The sequence below is a fragment of the Microbacterium sp. 8M genome, from assembly GCF_902506375.1.
Classification (GTDB): Bacteria; Actinomycetota; Actinomycetes; order Actinomycetales; family Microbacteriaceae; genus Microbacterium.
Window position 1 is genome coordinate 3,189,794 of the sequence record NZ_LR733284.1, and the last position, 20,367, is coordinate 3,210,160.

General features: G+C 72.2%; 18 protein-coding genes. 9 read left to right on the forward strand and 9 right to left on the reverse strand.

All coding sequences use genetic code 11. The features are described 5' to 3' along the window. Both AERO9AM_RS15085 and AERO9AM_RS15090 read left to right on the forward strand, forming a co-directional pair. A complete protein-coding gene (locus AERO9AM_RS15085; RefSeq protein WP_236602635.1) occupies positions 1–486 on the forward strand; it encodes a MaoC family dehydratase in 486 nt (161 codons plus the stop codon). Continuing rightward, positions 486–1,328 (forward strand): HpcH/HpaI aldolase/citrate lyase family protein, encoded by an 843-nt coding sequence (locus AERO9AM_RS15090; protein WP_159576881.1) that lies wholly within the window; start codon positions 486–488, stop codon positions 1,326–1,328. The genes AERO9AM_RS15085 and AERO9AM_RS15090 overlap by 1 nt, the downstream gene beginning before the upstream one ends. Before the next feature lie 3 nt (positions 1,329–1,331). Here the strand turns inward: AERO9AM_RS15090 and AERO9AM_RS15095 are convergent, their stop codons facing one another. From AERO9AM_RS15095 to AERO9AM_RS15115, 5 genes are all read right to left on the reverse strand, one after another. Further along, positions 1,332–2,165: a MerR family transcriptional regulator gene (locus AERO9AM_RS15095; protein WP_159576882.1), complete on the reverse strand. Its 834-nt coding sequence runs from the start codon at positions 2,163–2,165 to the stop codon at positions 1,332–1,334. Then, entirely contained in the window at positions 2,158–2,697 is a 540-nt protein-coding gene (locus AERO9AM_RS15100; protein ID WP_159576883.1) for a VOC family protein, read from the reverse strand. Before AERO9AM_RS15100 ends, AERO9AM_RS15095 begins: the two co-directional genes overlap by 8 nt. A 123-nt stretch (positions 2,698–2,820) precedes the next feature. After that, on the reverse strand, positions 2,821–4,437 hold the full coding sequence (locus AERO9AM_RS15105) for an alkaline phosphatase family protein (RefSeq protein ID WP_201298658.1): 1,617 nt from the start codon (positions 4,435–4,437) through the stop codon (positions 2,821–2,823). 162 nt (positions 4,438–4,599) lie between these two features. Then, on the reverse strand, positions 4,600–5,733 hold the full coding sequence (locus tag AERO9AM_RS15110) for a DmpA family aminopeptidase (RefSeq protein ID WP_159576884.1): 1,134 nt from the start codon (positions 5,731–5,733) through the stop codon (positions 4,600–4,602). Beyond that, positions 5,730–7,202, reverse strand: coding sequence for an APC family permease (locus AERO9AM_RS15115; RefSeq protein ID WP_159576885.1), 1,473 nt, complete (start codon positions 7,200–7,202; stop codon positions 5,730–5,732). The genes AERO9AM_RS15110 and AERO9AM_RS15115 overlap by 4 nt, the downstream gene beginning before the upstream one ends. A 168-nt stretch (positions 7,203–7,370) precedes the next feature. Between AERO9AM_RS15115 and AERO9AM_RS15120 the strand changes: the two genes are divergently transcribed. Next, positions 7,371–7,985, forward strand: coding sequence for a TetR/AcrR family transcriptional regulator (locus AERO9AM_RS15120; RefSeq protein WP_159576886.1), 615 nt, complete (start codon positions 7,371–7,373; stop codon positions 7,983–7,985). Here the strand turns inward: AERO9AM_RS15120 and AERO9AM_RS15125 are convergent. Further along, complete coding sequence (locus tag AERO9AM_RS15125; protein WP_159576887.1) at positions 7,937–8,572, reverse strand: TetR/AcrR family transcriptional regulator; 636 nt, start codon at positions 8,570–8,572, stop codon at positions 7,937–7,939. The two genes, AERO9AM_RS15120 and AERO9AM_RS15125, sit on opposite strands and share 49 nt — an antisense overlap. Before the next feature lie 88 nt (positions 8,573–8,660). Between AERO9AM_RS15125 and AERO9AM_RS15130 the strand changes: the two genes are divergently transcribed. The 4 genes from AERO9AM_RS15130 to AERO9AM_RS15145 all read left to right on the forward strand — a co-directional run bounded on the left by AERO9AM_RS15130 (position 8,661) and on the right by AERO9AM_RS15145 (position 13,387). After that, positions 8,661–9,830, forward strand: a complete 1,170-nt coding sequence (locus AERO9AM_RS15130) for an acyl-CoA dehydrogenase family protein (protein WP_159576888.1) — start codon at positions 8,661–8,663, stop codon at positions 9,828–9,830. A 172-nt stretch (positions 9,831–10,002) separates the two neighbouring features. Continuing rightward, the gene (locus AERO9AM_RS15135; RefSeq protein WP_159576889.1) at positions 10,003–10,263 is read left to right on the forward strand and encodes a hypothetical protein; all 261 of its coding nucleotides are present in this window, start codon (positions 10,003–10,005) and stop codon (positions 10,261–10,263) included. A gap of 48 nt (positions 10,264–10,311) precedes the next feature. Next, a complete protein-coding gene (glmS, locus tag AERO9AM_RS15140; protein WP_159576890.1) occupies positions 10,312–12,132 on the forward strand; it encodes a glutamine--fructose-6-phosphate transaminase (isomerizing) in 1,821 nt (606 codons plus the stop codon). An 82-nt stretch (positions 12,133–12,214) separates the two neighbouring features. After that, a complete protein-coding gene (locus AERO9AM_RS15145; protein WP_159576891.1) occupies positions 12,215–13,387 on the forward strand; it encodes a thiolase family protein in 1,173 nt (390 codons plus the stop codon). Between the two features lie 100 nt (positions 13,388–13,487). On the opposite strand, the gene AERO9AM_RS15150 is transcribed toward AERO9AM_RS15145, so the two are convergent. The 3 genes from AERO9AM_RS15150 to AERO9AM_RS15160 all read right to left on the reverse strand — a co-directional run bounded on the left by AERO9AM_RS15150 (position 13,488) and on the right by AERO9AM_RS15160 (position 18,115). Further along, positions 13,488–16,490: an AAA family ATPase gene (locus AERO9AM_RS15150; protein ID WP_159576892.1), complete on the reverse strand. Its 3,003-nt coding sequence runs from the start codon at positions 16,488–16,490 to the stop codon at positions 13,488–13,490. 14 nt (positions 16,491–16,504) lie between these two features. Continuing rightward, entirely contained in the window at positions 16,505–17,677 is a 1,173-nt protein-coding gene (locus AERO9AM_RS15155) for an exonuclease SbcCD subunit D (protein WP_159576893.1), read from the reverse strand. 129 nt (positions 17,678–17,806) lie between these two features. After that, positions 17,807–18,115, reverse strand: a complete 309-nt coding sequence (locus AERO9AM_RS15160) for a GNAT family N-acetyltransferase (RefSeq protein WP_159576894.1) — start codon at positions 18,113–18,115, stop codon at positions 17,807–17,809. A gap of 325 nt (positions 18,116–18,440) precedes the next feature. Between AERO9AM_RS15160 and AERO9AM_RS15165 the strand changes: the two genes are divergently transcribed. Together AERO9AM_RS15165 and AERO9AM_RS15170 are read left to right on the forward strand one after the other, a co-directional pair. Continuing rightward, positions 18,441–19,172 (forward strand): winged helix-turn-helix domain-containing protein, encoded by a 732-nt coding sequence (locus AERO9AM_RS15165; protein ID WP_159576895.1) that lies wholly within the window; start codon positions 18,441–18,443, stop codon positions 19,170–19,172. A 238-nt stretch (positions 19,173–19,410) separates the two neighbouring features. Then, entirely contained in the window at positions 19,411–20,358 is a 948-nt protein-coding gene (locus tag AERO9AM_RS15170) for a DNA-3-methyladenine glycosylase family protein (protein WP_159576896.1), read from the forward strand. Positions 20,359–20,367 lie beyond the last annotated feature (9 nt).

The following is a 20,367-nucleotide window of genomic DNA, read 5'->3' on the forward strand; positions in this document are numbered from 1 at the left end:
GTGCGCGGGAAGCGCATCGAGCAACGCGGGCTGTACTTCGAGGAGTTCGAGGAGGGCGCCGTCTATCTGCACCGCCCCGGGCGCACCGTCACCGAGGCGGACAACGTGCTGTTCACCACGCTCACCATGAACACGCAGGCGCTGCACCTCGATGCGGCCTGGAGCGCCGGCACCGAGTTCGGCGAGCGCCTCGTGAACAGCATGTTCACCCTCTCCACGCTCGTGGGGCTCTCGGTGGCCCAGCTCACGATGGGCACCATCGTGGCCAACCTCGGCTTCTCCGAGGTCTCCTTCCCCGCACCCGTGCGGATCGGCGACACCCTGTACGCGGAGACCCTGATCGTCTCGAAACGGCTCTCCTCGTCGCGGCCGGGGCAGGGCATCGTCGAGTTCGCGCACACGGGCCGCAATCAGGACGGCACGGTCGTCGCGCGGGCGACCCGGTCCACGCTCATGCAGTGCCTCCCCCGGGAGGCGAGCACCTGATGGCCACGCCCTCGGACGCCCTCAGCGGCCGCCCGTTCGCCGGCCCCGCGCTGCTGTTCTGCCCCGCCGACCGCGACGACCGGTACGCGAAGGCGCTCGCCGCCGCGGACGGGGTGATCCTGGATCTGGAGGACGCCGTCGCGCCCGACGACAAGCCGGCCGCCCGCGAGCGGCTCGTCGCGTCCGCGCTGGACCCGGAGCGCACGATCGTGCGCGTGAACCCGGCCGGCACCCCCGATCATGCCCTGGACCTCGCGGCCCTCGCCCGCACGCCGTACCGCACCGCGATGCTGGCCAAGGCCGAGTCCGCCGCGGATCTGGACGCGCTGCACGCCGCGGGCCTGCGGGTGCTGGCCCTGTGCGAGACCGCGCGCGGCGTCGTGCACGCCGAGGAGATTGCGGCGCACCCCGCCACGGCCGGGCTGATGTGGGGCGCCGAGGATCTCGTCGCGAGCATGGGCGGGCGGTCCAGCCGCCTCACCGCGGGCCCGCACGCCGGACGCTACCGCGACGTCGCCCGGCATGCGCGCTCCCGCGTGCTGCTGGCCGCGAAGGCGTTCGGGCGGACCGCGGTCGACGCGGTCCATCTCGACATCGCCGATGCCGACGGCCTGCGCGCCGAGGTGGCGGACGCCGTGGCGAGCGGCTTCGACGCCACCGCGTGCATACATCCGAGCCAGGTCGCCGTGATCCGGGCGGGCTACGCCGCGCCGCCGGAGGAGCGGGCGTGGGCCGAGCGCGTGCTCGCCGAGGCCGAGCGGCAGCCCGGGGTGTTCCGGTTCGAGGGCCGGATGGTCGACGAGCCCGTGCTGCGTCAGGCCCGGGCGATCCTCGGCCGGTAGCGGTCACTCCCATGTCGCGGTGTCCGGATCGATGCCATGCGCACGGGCGCTCTCATCGACGATCGCGCGGAACCAGTCCGCGAGACCGTGGCGGATCCCGTCGTAGTGCGCGGCGAAAGCCGGATCCGCCTGGTACATCCGGGCCAGGCACACCTGCATCGAGCGGCTGAGGGGGAAGAAGGCGGAGAACGCCTCGCGGTGACGGTCGACGAGACGGTCCGCGGCGGGGTCGCCCGGGGCGACGCCGTCGTCGAACGCGTCGCCGAGCGCCTGCTCGACCTCGGTCATGGCGCCGCCGATCGCCTGCCACTCCTCGGGGCTGCGTTCCGCCGACCGCTCCGCGTACTGCGCCCACTGCGCCGTCGTTCCCCAGCGCGCCCGCGCCCCCTCGATCCACGCCGGATCCCAGTCGGGCCCGAACACCGCCCGCTGCTGCTCGGGCGTGAGCAGCACCCCGCGCTCGTGGGCCGCGATCATGCGGCTCAGGCCGGTGTCCAGCTGCTCGAGCCGTGTGATGCGCTCCCGGATCCGCTCCTGGTGGCGCCGCAGCTCCGCCGGCGCTGCGGCCTGCGGATCGTCGAGCAGCGTGCGGATGGCGGACAGCCCGAGCCCGAGCTCGCGGTAGAGGACGATCCGCTGCAGCCGCTCCACGTCCTGTGCCGTGTACAGGCGGTACCCGCCCGTCGTCCGCAGCGACGGGCGGGCGAGCGCGATCCCGTCCCAGTGGTGCAGCGTGCGCACGGTCAGGCCCAGGGCGTCCGCGACGCGGCCGACGGTCAGCCCGTCCGCGGATGCCGGGGCTGCTCGGGAGCCGGCGAGGGCGCGGGGATCAGTCATCCCCCTCATTGTGCCCGCCGTCGGATCCGGCGGGACCGGAGATGCCCATCGCCTCGAGGTTCTGCGCCTCCTGCGTGCCGGGGACGAAGGGCTTCGCCGCGGTGAACACCACCCGCACGTTCTCGGGCGTGATCACCTCCAGCTCGCGCGTGTTCCAGAACGTGTCCGCCGGTCCGCGGACGGCTTCCGGCCGGAGGGCACGGCAGGCGTCCGCGATCGGATCGAGCTGCTGCAGCACGCAGGAGAAGCCGATGCTCATGGCCGGCACCGCCTCCTGCACCTCATCGGCGAGCACGAGCAGCACGTCCTGGAACGCCCAGCGGCGCAGGTGCACGACCCGTCCGGGGGTCCGGAACAGCTCGAAGAAGTCCAGGCCGCGGGTCCAGAACTCGACGGAGGCGTCCAGGTCCGTGGTCGGGATCGTGACATAGGACGGCATTCCGTAGATGCCGCGAAACGGCTCGGGCGGCACCGCGTCTGGGCCGGGGGCAGGCACGGGGCTGATCTCGAAGGCGTCGTAGTAATCGTTCATGAGGCCAGCCTCGACCCTCACGTCGCGTCAGGGTCAAGCGGGAATCGCCGAGAGCGGGGACGACCCGGACAGAGTGCGCCGCTCCGGCCGCCGCCCCTTCGGACCGCGGCCGGAGCGCCCGGTTCACTCGTCGGCCAGGCCGAGCCTGATCCCCGCGAAGAGCGGGTTCACCGCCGCGTCACGGCTGCCGAGCGGGTCGAGGTGGTACGACTTCTCGATCGTGGCGAGGATCGAGGTCGTGTCGTACTGGGTGTGGTCGACGCTCGACGCCGCGAACTTGCTGCTGATCAGCAGCGCCGGGATCCGGGTGCCCGGGCCCCACTTGTCCACGACGGGCGGTGCGACGTGGTCGGCCTGTCCGCCGAACTCGTCGTAGGTGACGACGATGAGCGTGTCCTTGGCGTCCGGGCCGCTCGTGATCGTCTTGATGAGATCGACGAGGTGATCGGATCCGTCCGGCTCGCTCGCGTATCCGGGGTGCTCGTTCTCGTCGCCGTAGGGCTTCACGAAGCTCACGGTGGGCAGCGTGCCGTTCTGCGCCGCCGCGACGAAGTTCTTCTCGTCCTGCAGGTGCGCGCGACCGGGCTGGCCGGGTGCGTACGCGGCGAAGTAGTTGAACGGCTGGTGGTGGTACTGGAAGTTCACCCCGGGATGACCGGCTTCCGCGTCGTCCCATCCTCCGGAGTACCAGTTCCAGGAGAGACCTGCGGCGCTCAGCCGGTCACCGATGTTCGGGTACTGCGTGTCGTCGATGAGGGGCAGCTGCGTGCCGCTGTTGTGCGGGGCGGAAGCCGGCTGGATCGTGTTGATGGCGAAGTTGCCGCAGGCCGCCGCATAGTCGTTGCCGCCGCCGGGGCACGCCTGCGTCCACTGGGTGTCCTTGACCGGACCGGTCGCCGTGTACTGCGGGTAGTTGTTCGGCATGCCGTTCGCGTCGAGCACGGAGTTCGCGACCGTGGCCGTGGTGTCCAGCGGCGTGCGCGCCGCGATGAGCCATTGGTGGTTCAGGAACGATCCGCCGAACGCCGCCTGGAAGAAGTTGTCCGCGACGACGTAGTTCGGTGCACCGTCAGCGTGCAGGTACTGGTAGATCGGCAGTTTCGTGGTGTCGTACTGGCCCTGGGTCAGGCCGACGGCGTCGGATCCGGTGGTGTACCGGTCCATCTTCCCGCCGTCCTGCTGGTACTGCTCCTGGTAGAAGCGGTGCACGAGGTCGCGGGTGCAGCCCCCGGGCGCGCCGGTCCCGTTCAGCCATCCGTTGGGCTTGTACGGTGTGCCGGCGACGGCGGGCGGACAGGTGGTGTCGGTCGGCGCGATGTAGTCGTCGATCGTGAAGGTCTGGTTGTCGAAGTGGCTGGCCGCGATGCCGTGCGTCGCGTCCTGACACGTGTCGGACAGCGGCGGCGAGGCCAGGTTCGCGTCCAGCTGCGGCAGGCACGTGTACGGGGTGCCGTCCTGGCCGACCTGCGGCACGCTCTCGGATCCGCGCACGGCGACGCCACCGACCTCTCCCCACTTGCCGTAGAGGTTGTCGAAGGAGTGGTTCTCCTCGTAGATGACGACGAGGTGCTTGAAGCCGCCGGGGATGGTGCTGGGGCCCTGGGCCGCGCTGCCCTGCCCCGGACTTCCGCCCGGCTTGCCCGGGGACCCGCCCGGGGCGCCGAGCGCGGCGCTGGCGGGGAGGAGCGATCCGGCGACGGCGAGAGCCGCGACGGCGAGGATGGCGAAGCGCTTGGACACGAATGACCTTCCCTCTGGGTCTGCGCCGGCACAGGCGCCGGACAGAGGGAGAGTAGATCCGCCGCCGCGGGAGGACAAGAGGATCCGTGATCGTTCTCCGAAAGTTCTCCGCGCGCATCGCCGTCTCGCGAACCAGCCCTGCCCGGCTCCCGTCGCCGCGCCTTACCCGGTCGCCCGCGCTCCCAGCAGGTCCTGCACGCGCTCGATCGGCAGCCCTTGCACGCTCTGCCTGTGACCGACGGTGTCGTCGCCGGCGACGAGCACGTTGAGCACTGCTTCCTCGGTCGCCTCGACCACGGCCGTGTACAGCGGATCCATCCGCCCCCAGGGCACGGCGCGCAGCTCATCCAGCACGACCCGTTCGCCCTCGGCCGGAAAACTGCTCGCCAGCGCTCCCGGGTTCGCCGTGGAGAACGCGAGGAAGATGTCGCCCGAGAAGTGCGACCCCGCCGTGCCGGTGCGCGCGAGGCCGAGCGAGACCCGCCGCGCCATCGCCGTGCACTGGCCGGGAAGCAACGGCGCATCGGTCGCCACGACGACGATGACGCTGCCCGCCCCCTGCGGGGGGACAGCGGCGCCTGCCGCGACGGGCGTGGCCGGGGCGGCAGTTCCCGAAGCCGCGTCGGGCTGGAGCCTCGACCCGACCGGGGTCCCGCGCACCGTCAGTTCCGGCATCTCGCCGAAGTTCGCCTGCAGGAACACGCCGACGGTGTACTCCGCGTCGCCCACGCCGACCCGGCGCGAGGCGGTTCCGGATCCGCCCTTGAACCCGTAGCAGATCATGCCGGTGCCACCGCCGACCGCGCCTTCGGCGACCGCACCGGCGCGGGCCGAGTCCAGTGCCGCGATGGCGTGCTCGGGACGCACGTGCAGACCGTTGATGTCGTTCAGCCTGCCGTCCCACGTCTCCGCGACGACGGGAAGGAGCCACTGCTCCGCCGCCCCGGGCACGTTCTCGAGCATCCACCGGATGGCGCCCTCGTGCGCCGCCCCGACGGAGTGGGTGTTGGTGATCAGCACCGGGGTCCCGAGGCTGCCGGACTCGGCGATCCACACGGATCCGGTCATCTCCCCGTTGCCGTTGAGGGAGTGCACCCCGGCGGCCACCGGTTCCGCCGCGCCGCCACGGCCGCGCGGCAGGATCGCCGTGACCCCTGTGCGCACCACGGCGGACTCCCGCTGCTCGATGAGCGTGGTGTAGCCGACCTCCACCCCTGGCACGTCGGTGATCGCGTTGTGCGGTCCGGGAACGCCGCCCCCGACCAGACCGAGGTCTCGCGCCCGCGCCCGGCTCATCCGCGCACCTCGTCCTCGAGCTCCTCGTCCGCGGGCAGCGGCAGCGTCCAGCGGTCCGGCTTGCCCCGCAGGTAGAGCGCGTAGTAGAGCAGGCCGACGGCGAAGATCCCCACGGCGACCGCGACGGGCACCCAGTCGGCGATCAGGCTCATGACGAGGATCGCGAGGGTGGCGAGCGTCATCAGGATCGGAGCGACGGGCCACAGCGGCATCCGGTACTCGGCGGCGTCGGTGGTGTGGTTGAGCCGCCCCACGAACGCGGCGAGGCCGACCAGGGCGTAGAGGATGACGATGCCCGCGCTCGTGGCGACGAGCAGAACGGTGAACGGCACGAGCCAGAGGCAGAGCGCGGCGATCACGCCGACGATGATCGTCGCGACCACCGGCGTGCGCAGCTTCGGGTGGATCCGGCCCAGCGGCCGGTTGATCGCGTCGGGCCATGAGCGGTCCCGCGCCGAGGAGAACAGCGTACGGCCGAACTGCAGGATGATCGCGAGCACCGCGTTGATCACGGCGACGGCGATCCCGACGCTGACCAGGGTGTTGACGACCGGTCCCGCCCGGTCGGTGAGGAACTGCGTCATCGGCGCGGGGGAAGCGACCAGCGCCGCGAGGTCCCGGGATCCCAGGAGCACCGCGATGGTGGGGATGATCTCCGCGAGCACCGCGATGAGCAGCGACCACAGGATCGCACGGCCGATCGTGGAGCGCGCGTTCTTGGTCTCCTCGGCGTAGTAGACCGCAGCGCCGTAGCCGTTGAACGCGAACAGGGCGGTGGCCGTGTACGACACCACGAGGCCGGCGGAAGCGCTCACGAGCACGCCTCCCGGGCCGCTCGTCGCTACCGTCCACAGGGTGGACACCGGCTGGCTCACGTGCAGGAAGCCCACCACGGTGAGCACGACCAGCGCGCCGATCTCCAGCACGAGGAAGACGCCGGTGACCCACGCGTTCGTCTTGATGCCGAGACAGGCGATCGCGGTCGTCACCAGGATGACGACGATCCCGACCCATCCTCCCCCGAGCGCCTCGGAGAGCACCCCGAGGTACTGCCCCGCGCCCGACGCGATCACGCCGATGATCAGCACGCCGCTCACGAGGTTCAGCAGGAAGAGGCCGAATCCCCACGGCTTGCCGAGAGTGCGCGCGACGAACGCGTACTCGCCGCCGGTGATCGGGAAGGCGCTGGAGAGCTCGGCGTAGCAGAGGGCGACGAAGACGCCGACGAGCGCGCCGATCAGGAAGGCGAGCGCCGACGCCCCGCCGATGCCGTTGATGATCGCCGGCACGATGATGAACACGCTCGACGCCGGCGTCACCGCCGAGAGCGTGATCAGGATGTTCTCCTTGAACGTCAGGCCCCGGGAGAGCTGCTGCTCGTACTTCGTGGCGTCCGGGACGATCCCCGGGGCTTTCGCCCCGACCGCGCCCGCGGCTTCGTCGAGGCCTTCCTGCAATCCGTCACTCATCGTCGAGCCTTTCGTCGATTGGAACAATTGATTGCTCAGTCAAAAGTAGGATCCGTTTTAAGTCAACGGCTGAGCGCAATCTTTTGACTGGCGAATCAAACTTGTAACATTCGACTCGGATCCCGATCGGATCCGCGGGACGACTCACCGCCCTGAGAGGATGGGCGTATGGCAAGCGCGAAGAAGACGCCGGAGCGTCGCGACCAGCTGATCCTGGCGACGCTCGACGCGATCCGCGACCGCGGGATCGCAAACCTGCGCATCCAGGACGTCGCCGAGCGCGCCGGCGTCTCCACCGGCACCGTGCACTATCACTTCAACGATCTCGATCAGCTCATCGACGACGTCTACACGTGGGCGTGCGAGCGGTTCTACACGAGACGGCTGCAGGCGCTCGCCGACATCCCGGACGCGCGGGACCAGCTGGTCGCGATGATCGACGCCGGCATCCCGAAGGGCGAGGACGACGCGCTCGTCATCGCGATGCACGACATCGACCTGTTCCGCCGGGGCAGTCCCACCATGGGCCCGCTGCTGCAGGCGCTCTACGACCGGCAGGTCGCGCTCTACTTCGCCGCGCTGCAGCTCGGGGTGGCGCAGGGGCATTTCCGGCTCGCCGGTCCGATCATCGACCTCGCGCAGAACTTCGTCTCGCTCGAGGACGCGTACGAGCTGCACATCATCAGCGGCAACCGCTCCGCGAGCCCCCGTCGCGCGCGCGAACTGGTCCTCGGCTACGCCCGCATCGTGACGGGGTGCGACGAACTGTCGCTCGAGCGCTGAGGACGACCCTCGCCTCCGACGAGCACGCGCCGGGCCGCCTCGGAGAGGATCGCGCGCTCGTTCGCGGACCCGGCGACGGTGTTGTGCGCGGTGGAGTTCAGCAGTCCGAACACCGCGTGCATCGTGACCCGCCGGTCGGCTGCGGCCAACTCGGGCCGGATCCGGCCGAGCACCTCGGCCCACACGTCGAGGTACTGGCGCTGGAGCTTGCGCACCTGACGGTTCGCCGCCTTCGGCAGGGTGCCGAGCTCGCGGTCCTGCACCCGGATGACGTCGCGGTGCGCCAGAGCGAATGCGAGGTGGAAGTCGATGAGATCGTCCAGCAGCTCCCGGTCGGATGCGTGCGCTGCGGCGACGATCTCGGATCCGCCCTGCAGCAGGAACTCGCTGGTGCCGAGCAGGATCTCCTCGAGCATCGCCTCCTTGCTCGGGAAATGCCGGTACAGCGCGGGTCCGGAGACGCCCACCGCGGTGCCGAGCTCGCCGATCGAGACGGCGTGGAATCCGCGGTCCGCGAAGAGTCGGGCGGCGGCGTCGAGGAATAGCTGCCTCGTGCGCGCCTTCCCCTGCGCCCTCGCGGTGGTCATCCCGCAAGGATACCGATCCTGGACAGTCGAGTGAACGGTCGCTAACATCTATTTCAGTTACCGATCGTTCACTGAGGAGCTGATCTGCGTGTCCGAGGCGATCCCGTCCGAACTCCCCGAGGAGTACCGCGAACTGTCCGCCACGGTGCGCGACTTCGCCGAGCAGGTGGTGGCTCCTGTCTCCGCTCAGCACGACCGGGAGCACAGCTTCCCGTACGAGGTGGTGGCGGGGATGGCGGAGCTGGGCCTGTTCGGCCTGCCCTTCCCCGAGGAGTACGGCGGCATGGGCGGCGACTACTTCGCGCTCTGCCTCGCGCTCGAGGAGCTCGCCAAGGTCGACCAGAGCGTCGCGATCACCCTCGAGGCGGGCGTCTCGCTCGGAGCCATGCCGATCTTCCGTTTCGGCACCGAGGAGCAGAAGCAGCGCTGGCTGCCGTCGCTCGCGGCAGGCACCGCCCTCGGCGCCTTCGGTCTGACCGAGCCGGATGCCGGCAGCGATGCCGGACGCACCCGCACCACCGCGCGTTGGGAAGGATCGGCATCGGACGGCGAGTGGGTGATCAACGGAGCGAAGCAGTTCATCACCAACTCCGGCACCGACATCACCGCGTTCGTCACGGTGACGGCCGTCACCGGCGAGACCGACCGCGGCAAGGAGATCTCCACGATCATCGTGCCCTCGGGAACCCCGGGCTTCACCGTCGCGCCGCCGTACGACAAGGTCGGCTGGAACGCCTCCGACACGCACGGGCTGTCGTTCGACGACGTGCGCGTGCCCGCGGAGAACCTGCTCGGCGAGCGCGGCCGCGGCTACGCGAACTTCCTGCGGATCCTCGACGAGGGCCGCATCGCGATCGCCGCCCTCGCGGTGGGCGCCGCGCAGGGCTGCGTGGACGACGCGGTGCGCTACGCCAAGGAGCGCCAGGCGTTCGGCACCCACATCGGCGGCCACCAGGCCATCGCGTTCAAGATCGCCCGGATGGAGGCCCGCGCGCAGGTCGCCCGCCGCGCCTACTACCACGCCGCCGCGCTGATGCTGGCGGGCAAGCCGTTCAAGAAGGAGGCGGCGATCGCCAAGCTCGTCGCCGGCGAGGCCGCCATGGACAACGCCCGCGACGCCACCCAGGTGTTCGGCGGCAACGGCTTCATGAACGAGTACCGGGTGGCCCGGCACTACCGCGATTCGAAGATCCTCGAGGTCGGCGAGGGCACCACCGAGGTGCAGCTCATGCTCATCGCCCGCAGCCTGGGTCTTTGAGCCCCGGGCCCTGCTTCACAGCGCGCACTTGACCGCATCTGCCGGTCGGATCGAGCCATTTGCGCGCTGTGAATCGGAACGCCCGGGACGGAACCGGGGCGATTGGCAGAGAATCTGCCCGAAATCGGGCAGATTCTTGTTGTTGGGGAGCCGCGGTCCGCATACTCGACTCATGACCGACGATGACCTGATCCACCGGATCGCGGCATCGACCGGTCTGCCGGCGAGCGTCGCCGCGCGGGTCGTCGACGACGTGCTCGCCTGGTACGACGAGCCCGTCGAGGCCTATGTGCGGCGCCGCCACGCCGAGCTGCAGCTCTACGGCACGCGCAACGCGGAGGCGTTCGCGCTCATCGCCGCGGAGCTCCGCGGCCGCCGGGTCGCGGCTCCGGAGCTGTCCGAACGGCAGCTGCGCCGCATCGTCTACGGCTGAGCGCGCCGCCGCCTTCTTCACCGCCACCGAACCCCTGAGGAGCTCCCCATGTGCGGAATCGTCGGATACATCGGCCACCAGGCCGCGGCCCCCGTCCTCGTCGAAGGCCTCACCCGCCTCGAGTACCGCGGCTACGACTCGGCCGGCCTCGCCGTCCTCGGAGCCAAGGGCACGACGGCGATCCGCCGCGTGGGCCGGGTGCGCGAGCTCGAGGCCGCACTGCCCAAGCGCCTGTCCGGCACTGTCGGCATCGGGCACACCCGCTGGGCGACGCACGGCCCCGCGGTCGAGCACAACGCGCATCCGCAGCGCAGCCAGGACGGGCGCATCAGCGTGGTGCACAACGGCATCATCGACAACGCGGCGGCGCTGCGCACCCAGCTCGCGCAGTCCGGGGTCGAGCTGTCCAGCGACACGGACACCGAGGTCATCGCGCATCTCATCGCTCAGGCCGACGCCCCCACGCTCGAGGAGGCCGTGCTCGCCGCACTCGGCCGGATCACCGGCACCTACGCACTCGCGGTGCTGGACGAGCAGCACCCGGACCGGATCGTGTTGGCGCGCAGCGGCTCCCCGCTGATCATCGGCGTCGGCGACAAGGAGATGCTGGTCGCCAGCGACGTGGCCGCACTCGTCCGGCACACCAACCAGGTGGTGCACCTCGACGACGGCGAGCTCGCGACCGTCACCGCGACGAGCTTCCGCACCTTCGACCGCGGCAACAGCCCGACCAGCTCGGAGCCGGTCGAGATCAGCGTCGCCGCGGAGGATCTGGAGCTCAGCGGCTACCGGCACTACATGCTCAAGGAGATCCACGAGCAGCCCGAGGCCGCCGCGACGGTGCTCCGGGGCCGGCTGGACGAACGGTTCGCCACGGCCCGCCTGGACGGCCTCGGCCTGGATCCGCGCGAGCTGCGCGGCTTCCGCCGGGTGAAGATCCTCGGCTGCGGATCCGCCTACTACGTCGGTCAGCTGGGCGCGCAGCTCATCGAGGACCTGGCGCGCATCCCGGCCGACGCCGAGGCCGCCTCCGAGTTCCGCTATCGCCAGCCGATCATCGAGTCGGACACGCTCTACGTCGCGGTCAGCCAGAGCGGCGAGACCGCCGACACCGCGTTCGCCGTCGAGGAGATCAAGCGCAAGGGCGGCCGCGTGATCGGGGTCGTGAACGTCGTCGGCTCGACGATCGCGCGCACCGTCGACGGCGGGATCTATCTGCACGCCGGCCTGGAGATCTCGGTCGCCTCGACCAAGGCGCTCACGAACATGGCGCTCTCCTTCGCCCTGCTGGCGCTGCACCTGGGCCGCCTGCACGACCTGTCGCACGCGGACGGCCAGCGGATCCTGCGCGGACTGCAGCGCATCCCGGAGCAGATCCGCGAGATCCTCGACAGCGCGGAGTCGATCGCCGGGGTCGCCGACGACGTAGCGAAGGCGCAGAGCGCGTTCTACATCGGTCGCGTGCGGGGCTTCCCGGTCGCGCGTGAGGGCGCGCAGAAGCTCAAGGAGATCAGCTACATCCACGCCGAGGCATACCAGGCGAGCGAGCTCAAGCACGGCCCGCTCGCCCTGATCGACCCGGAGATGCCCACGGTCGCCGTGATCCCCGAGGACGAGCTGACCGATCGCAACCTCGCCGCCGCCGAGCAGATCCTCGCGCGCAAGGGGCCGCTGATCGCGATCACGCACGCCGGGGTCGATCTCGGCCACCTCGACGTCCGGACGATCGTCGTGCCGAAGAACGAGCCTGAGCTGGATCCGATCCTGCTGACGATCCCGACGCAGCTGCTCGCGTACCACGCGGCCGTCCTTCTGGGGCATGACGTGGACAAGCCGCGGAACCTGGCCAAGTCGGTCACCGTGGAGTGACCGGCGGCCCTTCGCCGCGCCCGCGGGACTCCGGGACACGCCGTCCCGCGCCCGGGCGGCGCTGCGGAGGGAGAATGGCTGGATGAGCACGCCTCTTCTCACCTCCGGCCGGGACGCGGTCATCGTCGCCGCCCGCCGCACGGCCGTCGGCATCGGCAAGCCCGAGCGCGGCGTCTTCAGCGGCGTGCACCCGGTGGACCTGTCCACGCACCCGATCCGTGCGATGCTCGAGGACACCGGCGTGGATCCGGCGCTCGTGGACGACGTCCTGTGGGGCTGCGTGTCGCAGGTGGGCGAGCAGTCGTTCAACGTGGGGCGCAACGCCGCCCTCGCCGCGGGGCTGCCCGAGCACGTGCCCGGGATGACGATCGACCGGCAGTGCGGCTCCTCGCAGCAGGCGATCCAGAGCGCGGCCGCGGCGATCATCGCCGGCTACGCCGACGTCGTCGTCGCCGGCGGGGTCGAGGTGATGTCGCGGGTGCCGATGTTCTCCAGCGTCGCCGGCGCGGACCCCTACGGTCCGCTCATGCACGGGCGCTTTCCTGACCTGGGCAACCAGGGCGTGGGCGCGGAGCTCATCGCCGAGAGGTGGGGGCTCACCCGCGCCGAGCTCGACGAGTTCTCCGTGCAGTCGCACCAGCGCGCCGCCGCGGCGACGGCCGAGGGGCTGTTCGCCGAGGAGATCGTGGCCGTCCCGACCGCCGAGGGCGCCGTCACCGCGGATCAGGGCATCCGCGCGGATTCCACCGTCGAGCGGCTGGCGACGCTGCCGACGCCGTTCCGCGCCGATGGCGTCGTGACCGCCGGGAGCGCCTCGCAGATCTCCGACGGCGCCGCGGCCGTTCTCATGATGACGAGCGGCCGGGCGGCCGAGCTCGGGCTCACTCCGCTCGCACGCGTGCACAGCGTCGCCGTGGTCGGATCCGATCCGATCCTCATGCTCACCGGACCCATCCCGGCGACGGCGAGGGTGCTGGAGCGGGCCGGGCTCGCACTCGACGACATCGGCGCATTCGAGGTGAACGAGGCGTTCGCCCCCGTCGTGCTCGCGTGGCTGCGCGAGACGGGCGCGGACCCGGAGCTCGTGAACCCGCGCGGCGGGGCGATCGCGCTCGGGCACCCCCTGGGCGCGTCCGGCGCCCGGCTGACCACGACGCTGCTGCACCACATGCGGCAGAACGGGATCCGCTACGGCCTGCAGACGATGTGCGAGGGCGGCGGCATGGCCAACGCCACGGTGTACGAACTGGTCTAACGTCACTGCCGCCCGGTTCCCGAGCGAGCACGGCGAGACGGAGGACGCTCGGTTCCTGAGCGAGCGCAGCGAGACGAAGGACGCCCGAGGACCGAGACCGTCAGGCGTCGATCACGCTCGGGCCGTCGGGGGTCGCCCGCACGGTGATCTGAGCGGGGATCTGCTCCTGCATGGCCTCCACGTGGCTGATCACGCCGACGGTGCGCCCGCCGGCGCGCAGCTCGTCGAGGGTGCGCATGGCGACGTCGAGCGTCTCGCCGTCTAGGGATCCGAAGCCCTCGTCGATGAAGAGCGTGTCGAGCTGGATCCCGCCGGCGCGGGCGGTGACGACCTCGGCCAGGCCGAGCGCGAGGGCGAGCGAGCTCAGGAAGGTCTCGCCGCCCGACAGCGACTGCGCGGGCCGGGTCTGCCCGGTGAACGCGTCGAACACGACGATCCCCAGCCCGCTCGCCGCTCCTCGTGCGGCGCGGGCGTCGCTGTGCTGCAGCCGGTAGCGCCCGGACGACATGTCGGCCAGCCGCAGGTTCGCACTGGCGACGATCTCCTCCAGCTCCGCGGCGAGCACGAAGGTCTCCAGATTCATCCGGTAGGTGTTGGCACCGCGCCCCGCCACGGTGTCGGCGAGCTGCTGCAGGATCTCGTGCTCCTCGGCCGCCGCCGCACCGCGCGCGTGCTCGGCGGCGGCAGTCTCGACGAGGGAGCGCAGTTGGCTCGCGGTCGCGTCCGCGCGGCTCGCGGCGTCGACGGCCGCGGTCCACGCCGTGCGCGCCTCGGCCTCGGCCGCCTCGTGCGGCGCGAGGTCGATCGGCTCGTCGGGGAGGGTGCGCAGCTCCAGCTCGAGCAGGATCGCGCGCTCCTTGGTGCGCTCGGCAGCGTGGGCGGTGATCCGCTCCTCGAGCGCCGCCTGTTCCGCGGCGCCGCGCAGCGCTGCGCGTGCGGCCGCCGGATCGTCGAACGGCGAGGCGGCGAGCGCCTCCTCCTGCTCGGCACGGGCGGCCGCCGCCGCCGTGGACCGGGCTTCGCGCTCCTCCACCGCGGCCGCGAGCGTCTGCGCTGCCGCGATGCGCGCGGAGGCGTCGTCGAGCCGGGCGGCGACGGTCGCGAATCCGCCGCGACCCTCACCCACCGCCTGTTCCGCAGCGGTGAGCTCCTGCCGTGCCAGGGCCAGCCGCTCGTTCGCGGTGGCGTGCTGGGCGGCGAGTGCACCGATCTCCGCCTCGAGCGCACCATCCTGCGCGCGCAGGGCCGTGAGGCGCCGCTCGGCGTCCTCGGCGGCGGCGCCGGCCGCCGAGGCCTCGTCACGCTGCTCCGTCGCCGCCGCCAGCTCCTGCTCCGCGACGTCGACGGTGCGTCCGTCGGCCCGGGCGGTGGCAGCCGCGAGCGCGGCATCGAGCGCGGCGAGCTCGGCCGTCGCCGTGCGCACCCGGTCGGCGGCGCGCTCCCGCGCCTCGGTAGCTTCTGCGACGTCGTCGGCGGAGACAGGATCCGCCAGCGCGGCGGGGCTGGGGTGCTCGGTCGAGCCGCAGACGCTGCACGCCTCCCCCGGCACCAGGGCTGCGGCGAGCTCGCCGGCCATCCCGGCCTCACGACGACGGCGCAGCTCCGCGGCGTGCGCGAAGGCCTCGGCCGCCTCGCGCTCCCGGGCGGCGACCGCCTGCACCGCCGCACTGCGCTGCTCGGTCAGTGCCGCGGCCTCGCGAGCGGCGGACAGGCGCGTCGTGGCCAGGGCCACCGCGGCTTCACGATCGGGCAGACGGTCGGCGGCGCGGCGCAGACCGTCGCGCTCCGTGGACAGCGCCTCGAGGGCGGACGGCAGGGCCGCCCGTTCCTCCTCGCGCGCCGCCCGTGCCGACACGATCGCCTCCACCTCATCCCGCGCGGCCACCACGGCGGCCTCGAGGGTGCCGAGCCGATCCTCCGCCTCGGCCGCCTGCTGCCAGGCGCCGCTCGCGCGGATCAGCGCCGCGGCCCACTCCCGCAGCTCCGGCGCGGAGGAGCCGTCGGGCGCGCCCTCCTCGTCCGCGCTGACGGCGGCCCACGCGTCCGCGGCGACGGCGACGGCGGTCTCGGCCGCGGCGGCGCCGTCCACGGCGCGTTCCGCGGTGCTGAGCACGTGTCGCAGCGCCTCGGCGGCGCGCGCCTGCTCCAGCGTGCGGCGGTCGGCGGCGATCCGGTCGGCGGCGGCGTCGAGCGCGGCGAGCGCGGCGCGGGCGCGGTCCCGTTCGGCCTGGGCCGAGCGCTCCTCGCGCGCCACGGCGAGGGCCGTCGTCGCGGCACGGTGCGCCGCTTCCGCCAGGTCGCGTTCCTGGCGACGCTGCTCGGCACGGTAGTCGGCACGCGCGCCCGCACGGCGCAGGGCTTCGAGGCGCTCGTCGACGGAGGCGCCGGCGGCCTGCGGGGCACCGGCCGGGACATCGGCGCCGCCCAGGTCGTTCTCCGCGACGAGCCGCTCCGCATCCTCGACGCGGGCGAGCACGGCCGCACGCCCGGCACCGAGGGCCTGCTCCGAGGCGCGACGGCGCTCGTCGAAGCGCGCCTGGTACTCCTCGAACCGCCCGGTGCCGAACAACCGGCGCAGCAATGACTGGCGCTCCCGGCTGTCGGCGAGCAGGAACCGCGCGAACCGTCCTTGCGCGAGCAGGATCACCTGGAGGAACTGCTGCAGGTTCAGCTGCAAGATCTCGTCGAGCGCGTGCGCGACGTCGACCTCGCGCGCCGCGCGCCCGATCCACTCGCCGCCGGTGAACTCCTCCAGCGACACCGCCGAGGCCTGCTTCGTGAGCCCGCCGCCGCGCTTCGCGGGCCGCTGGTACTCGGGCGACCGCGTCACCCGGAACCGCCCCGCGACCGTGCTGAACTCGACGACCACCTCGGTCGGATCCGCCGGTTCGCAGTGATCGCTGCGCAGGCGCTTCTCACCGCCCTCGTAGCGCGGGACGTTGCCGTACAGTCCGAAGCACACCGCGTCGAGGATGCTCGACTTGCCTGCGCCGGTTCGCCCGCCGATCAGGAAGACGCCGTCGTCGGCGAAGGCGTCGAAGTCGATCGTCTGACGCCGCAGGAACGGCCCGAAGCCCTCGATCTCGAGGCGATGCAGTCTCACGGAACGCGCCCCGGCTAGACGAGCGCCTCGGCGAGCGCGCGGTCGTCCAGCACCTCGCGGATCAGCTCCTGCTCACGCGGGCTCGCGCCGGCGCCGGCCCGCACGTGGGCGAGGAACGCGTCGATGCGCTCCTCATCCGTGACCGCGCTGCGGAGGCGCTCGCTGTACGAGCGCTCCTCACGCGCCGTCGTGACGAGGGGCTCGTGCTGCACCAGCGCGCAGAACGGGTACTTCTCCCGCAGCCGGCGCATCGGCTCGGTCTGCGGCAGGTCGTCGGTGTACACCGCGCACACCCAGTCCTCGGCGTGCGCCGCGACGAGGTCGGCGGAGAGGATCTCGGCGAAGGTGCCGGTGAGGGTGACGAGCCGGCGCGGGACCGGGAGCTCGAGCCACGTCGCCTCGACGGCTCCGGCGGCGTCGAGGTCGACGAGCCAGGATCCGCGCGGCTTGTGCTGCTCGCCGAAGCTGTAGTGCAGCGGGGCGCCTGCGTAGCGGACCCGGTCGGTGAGCGCCTGGCGGCCGTGGATGTGCCCGAGCGCCACGTAGTCGAAGCCGTCGAACACCGACACCGGCACCATGTCGATGCCGCCCTGCCGGATCTCCCGTTCGAGGCCCGTCGTGGCGTCGACGCCCGCGGCGAAGCAGTGCGCGATCACGACCGAGCGGCCGGGATGCTCGGCGAGGCCGGCCCGCACGAGCTCCATGGCCCGTGCGACCGTCTGCGCCTGGGTGCGCAGGGGGCGTCCGTCCGCGCCGGCCGCGAACGCGGCGTGCCGACGGACGATCGCGGGCTCGAGGTACGGAACCCCGAAGAACCGCACCGGTCCGTCCGCATCCGCGATCGTGATGGGCTCGCCGACCGTGCGCGCGTTGGTGACCACGCGGATCCCCTCGCGCAGCAGCCGGGCCTGGAATCCGAGCCGGGCGGCGGAGTCGTGGTTGCCGCTCGTGACGATCACCTGCGCGCCCGTCTCGGAGAGCCCGACGAGCACGTCGGTGAGCAGGGTGTAGGCGTCGGCCGCCGGGGTGGCCGAGTCGAACACGTCGCCGGCGACGACCACCACGTCGACGTCGTTCTCACGCACCTGCGCGATGAGCGCGTCGAGCACCTCGGCGAGCGCCTCCAGGGTGGAATGCCCGTGGAAGCCGCGGCCGATGTGCCAGTCGCTCGTGTGCAGGATCCTCATGCCGTCCACGCTACGGACGGGGTCCGACATTCCCGCCGAGGCGTGCCGACGGCGCCGCACCCCGGTGGAGAGGGCCGCCGCGGTCCTCGCGTAACAAAGCGTCACATCGAGGACGGACGCGTGTACGGCTCAGCGCACGCGGAGCAGATGCGCCCGTTCCGGGTGCGCGTCGAACCAGTCGGCGACGTACCAGCAGACCGCGTCGATGCGCCGGTCCCCGCGCCGGGCGATGTCGTCGACCGCGCCCTCGACGACCCTGGCCGCGTAGCCGGATCCGCGGAAAGTCGGGATCGTGAAGGCCCGCGTCAGCGCGATCGTGCGCCCGTCGTCGTGATAGTCCAGCACGCTCACGAGCACGCCGTCGCGGGTCAGCGTGTAGCGAGACGCGTCTGCTTCGCGGGTGAGCGCGAACCGGGAGGAGTGTGCAGTGGTACCCACGGGATCACGCTACGCCCGGAGGGTGGGAGCCGGACCGTTTTGACATTGTTGGTCACCGTCGGTAATAATCGGGCCCATGACCACCAACGCACGCCCCATGTCCGCCCAGGAGGCGAACGGGACGACCGGGATGATGATGCCCGGTTGCGTTGGCATGTGTTGCCGAATGTGTCGCTGAAGCCACAACACCCCGCCTGACTCGCTCGTCGTGATCTTCGCGAGCTGAGTCTCGAGCACCCATCCGCGTGCTCCTTCGCCGGCTCGCCGGTCTCATCGCAACACTCTGAGTCTCCGACTGACTCCTTCCTTTCAAGGACCCATCATCATGTCGAACACCGCCGTCCTCGAGCGTCCCCTCACCGTTCCCGCCGCTTCCCCCGCCGCCGCGCCGCGTCTGCACGCCGTGCCGCGCACCCAGATCGACACCCCGGCGCCCGTCGTCGACGCGCCGCCGGCCCGCACCCCCCGCGGGTTCGCCCTCTACGTCGGCATCGACGAGCTCAAGGCCGCCACGAACGGCGTGAGCCTGCCGCTGCTCGTGGACGCCCTGCGCCGCACCCTCGCCGAGCTCGCGCCCGACGCCGAGACCCACGCCACCGTCGCGCTCGCCCCGCAGGGCACGGGCGGCCGCGACCTCGACGTGGTGCGCCTCGCCCTGCACGAGCCCGGCGCGATCGCCCGTTCCAAGGCCGAGGCCGAGGAGCGCGCTCCGCAGGACGGCGGCGGTGTCGTCGTCGACATCTCCCGCAAGCGCGTCCTCATCGACGGCGAGTCCGCCGCGTTCACCTACAAGGAGTTCGAGCTGCTGCAGTACCTGGTGCTGCGCGAGGGCTCGACCATCGAGCGCAGCGAGCTCGTCTCGGCGCTGTGGCAGACCTCCGACGAGGAGGCCCCCGGCGAGCGCACGATCGACGTGCACGTGCGCCGTCTGCGCGCCAAGCTCGGCCGCTACGAGGACATCGTCCGCACCGTCCGCGGCGTGGGCTACCGCTTCGACCGGCACGCCGACGTCGCGATCCGCTACGGCGTGGGCACCCCCTCCCCCGACCGGTTCTGACCGTCCCGGGTGCTTGCCCCGCGGGGCTTCGCCCCCCCGCCCGGCCGCGACACGCCGAGCCACCCCTTTCCACGCGAACCACCCCTCTGCACACCGTGCGCAAGGGGGTCGCTCGGCAACAAAGGGGTGGCTCGACGACAAAGGGTGGCTCGCAGGATTCCGCCTGCCCCGCACGAGCCGTAGACGCGAGTCCGGCACCGCCGGGCGGAACGTCAGGGAGCGGATCTAGGGTGTTCCCATGACCCTCGCCGCGGATCCCGCCCCACGCCTGTGGCCGGCGCGGGAGACCGCGTACCGCCCGCGAGGCCCGCTCGACCTGGATGAGACGGTCGGCATCCTGCGCCGCGGCCCGAAGGACCCCACGGTCGTGCGCGACGGCTCCTTGATCTGGCTCACCCTGCGCACCCCGGCGGGGATCGCCACGCTCGCCCTCCGCCCCGCGTCGGGTGAGGTGCGCGCGGCCGCCTGGGGACCTGGCGCGGCGGAGGCGCTGGACCGGGTTCCCGCGCTCTGCGGCGCCCTCGACGACCCGGACGGGTTCGACCCTTCCACCCACCCCGTGCTGGCGCGCACCGCGCAGCGCCTTCCGGGGCTGCGGCTCGCCCGCACCGGCGCCGTGTTCGACGCCCTCGCCGGGGTGATCCTCGAGCAGAAGGTCACCGGACTGCAGGCGTACGGCGCCTGGCGCGTGCTCGTCACGCGGTTCGGCGACCCCGCCCCCGGCCCCACGCCGCGCCCCATGGCCGTCGCGCCGGAGGCCGACGGGTGGCGCCGGATCCCGTCCTGGGCCTGGCACCGCGCCGGCGTGCAGCCGCCGCAGTCGCGCACCCTCGTGCGGGCGGCCGAGCGCGCGCCGAGCCTCGAGCGCGCGGTGCTCGCCGCCGGCGACGGAGCGGGCCGTGATGCGGCGCTCACGAGCCTGCCCGGCATCGGGGCGTGGACCGCGGCCGAGACCCGGATCCGCGCCCTCGGCGATCCGGACGCCGTGAGCGTCGGCGACTACCACCTCGCGCACGAGGTCGGCTACGCCCTCACCGGCCACCGCACCGACGACGCCGGCATGCTCGAGCTGCTCGCGCCGTGGGCCGGCCATCGGCAGCGGGTGGTGCGGCTCATCCGCCTGAGCGGCGCGACCGAGCCGCGACGCGGTCCGCGGCTCGCCCCGGAGGACCACCGCTCCCGGTGAGCCCCGCAG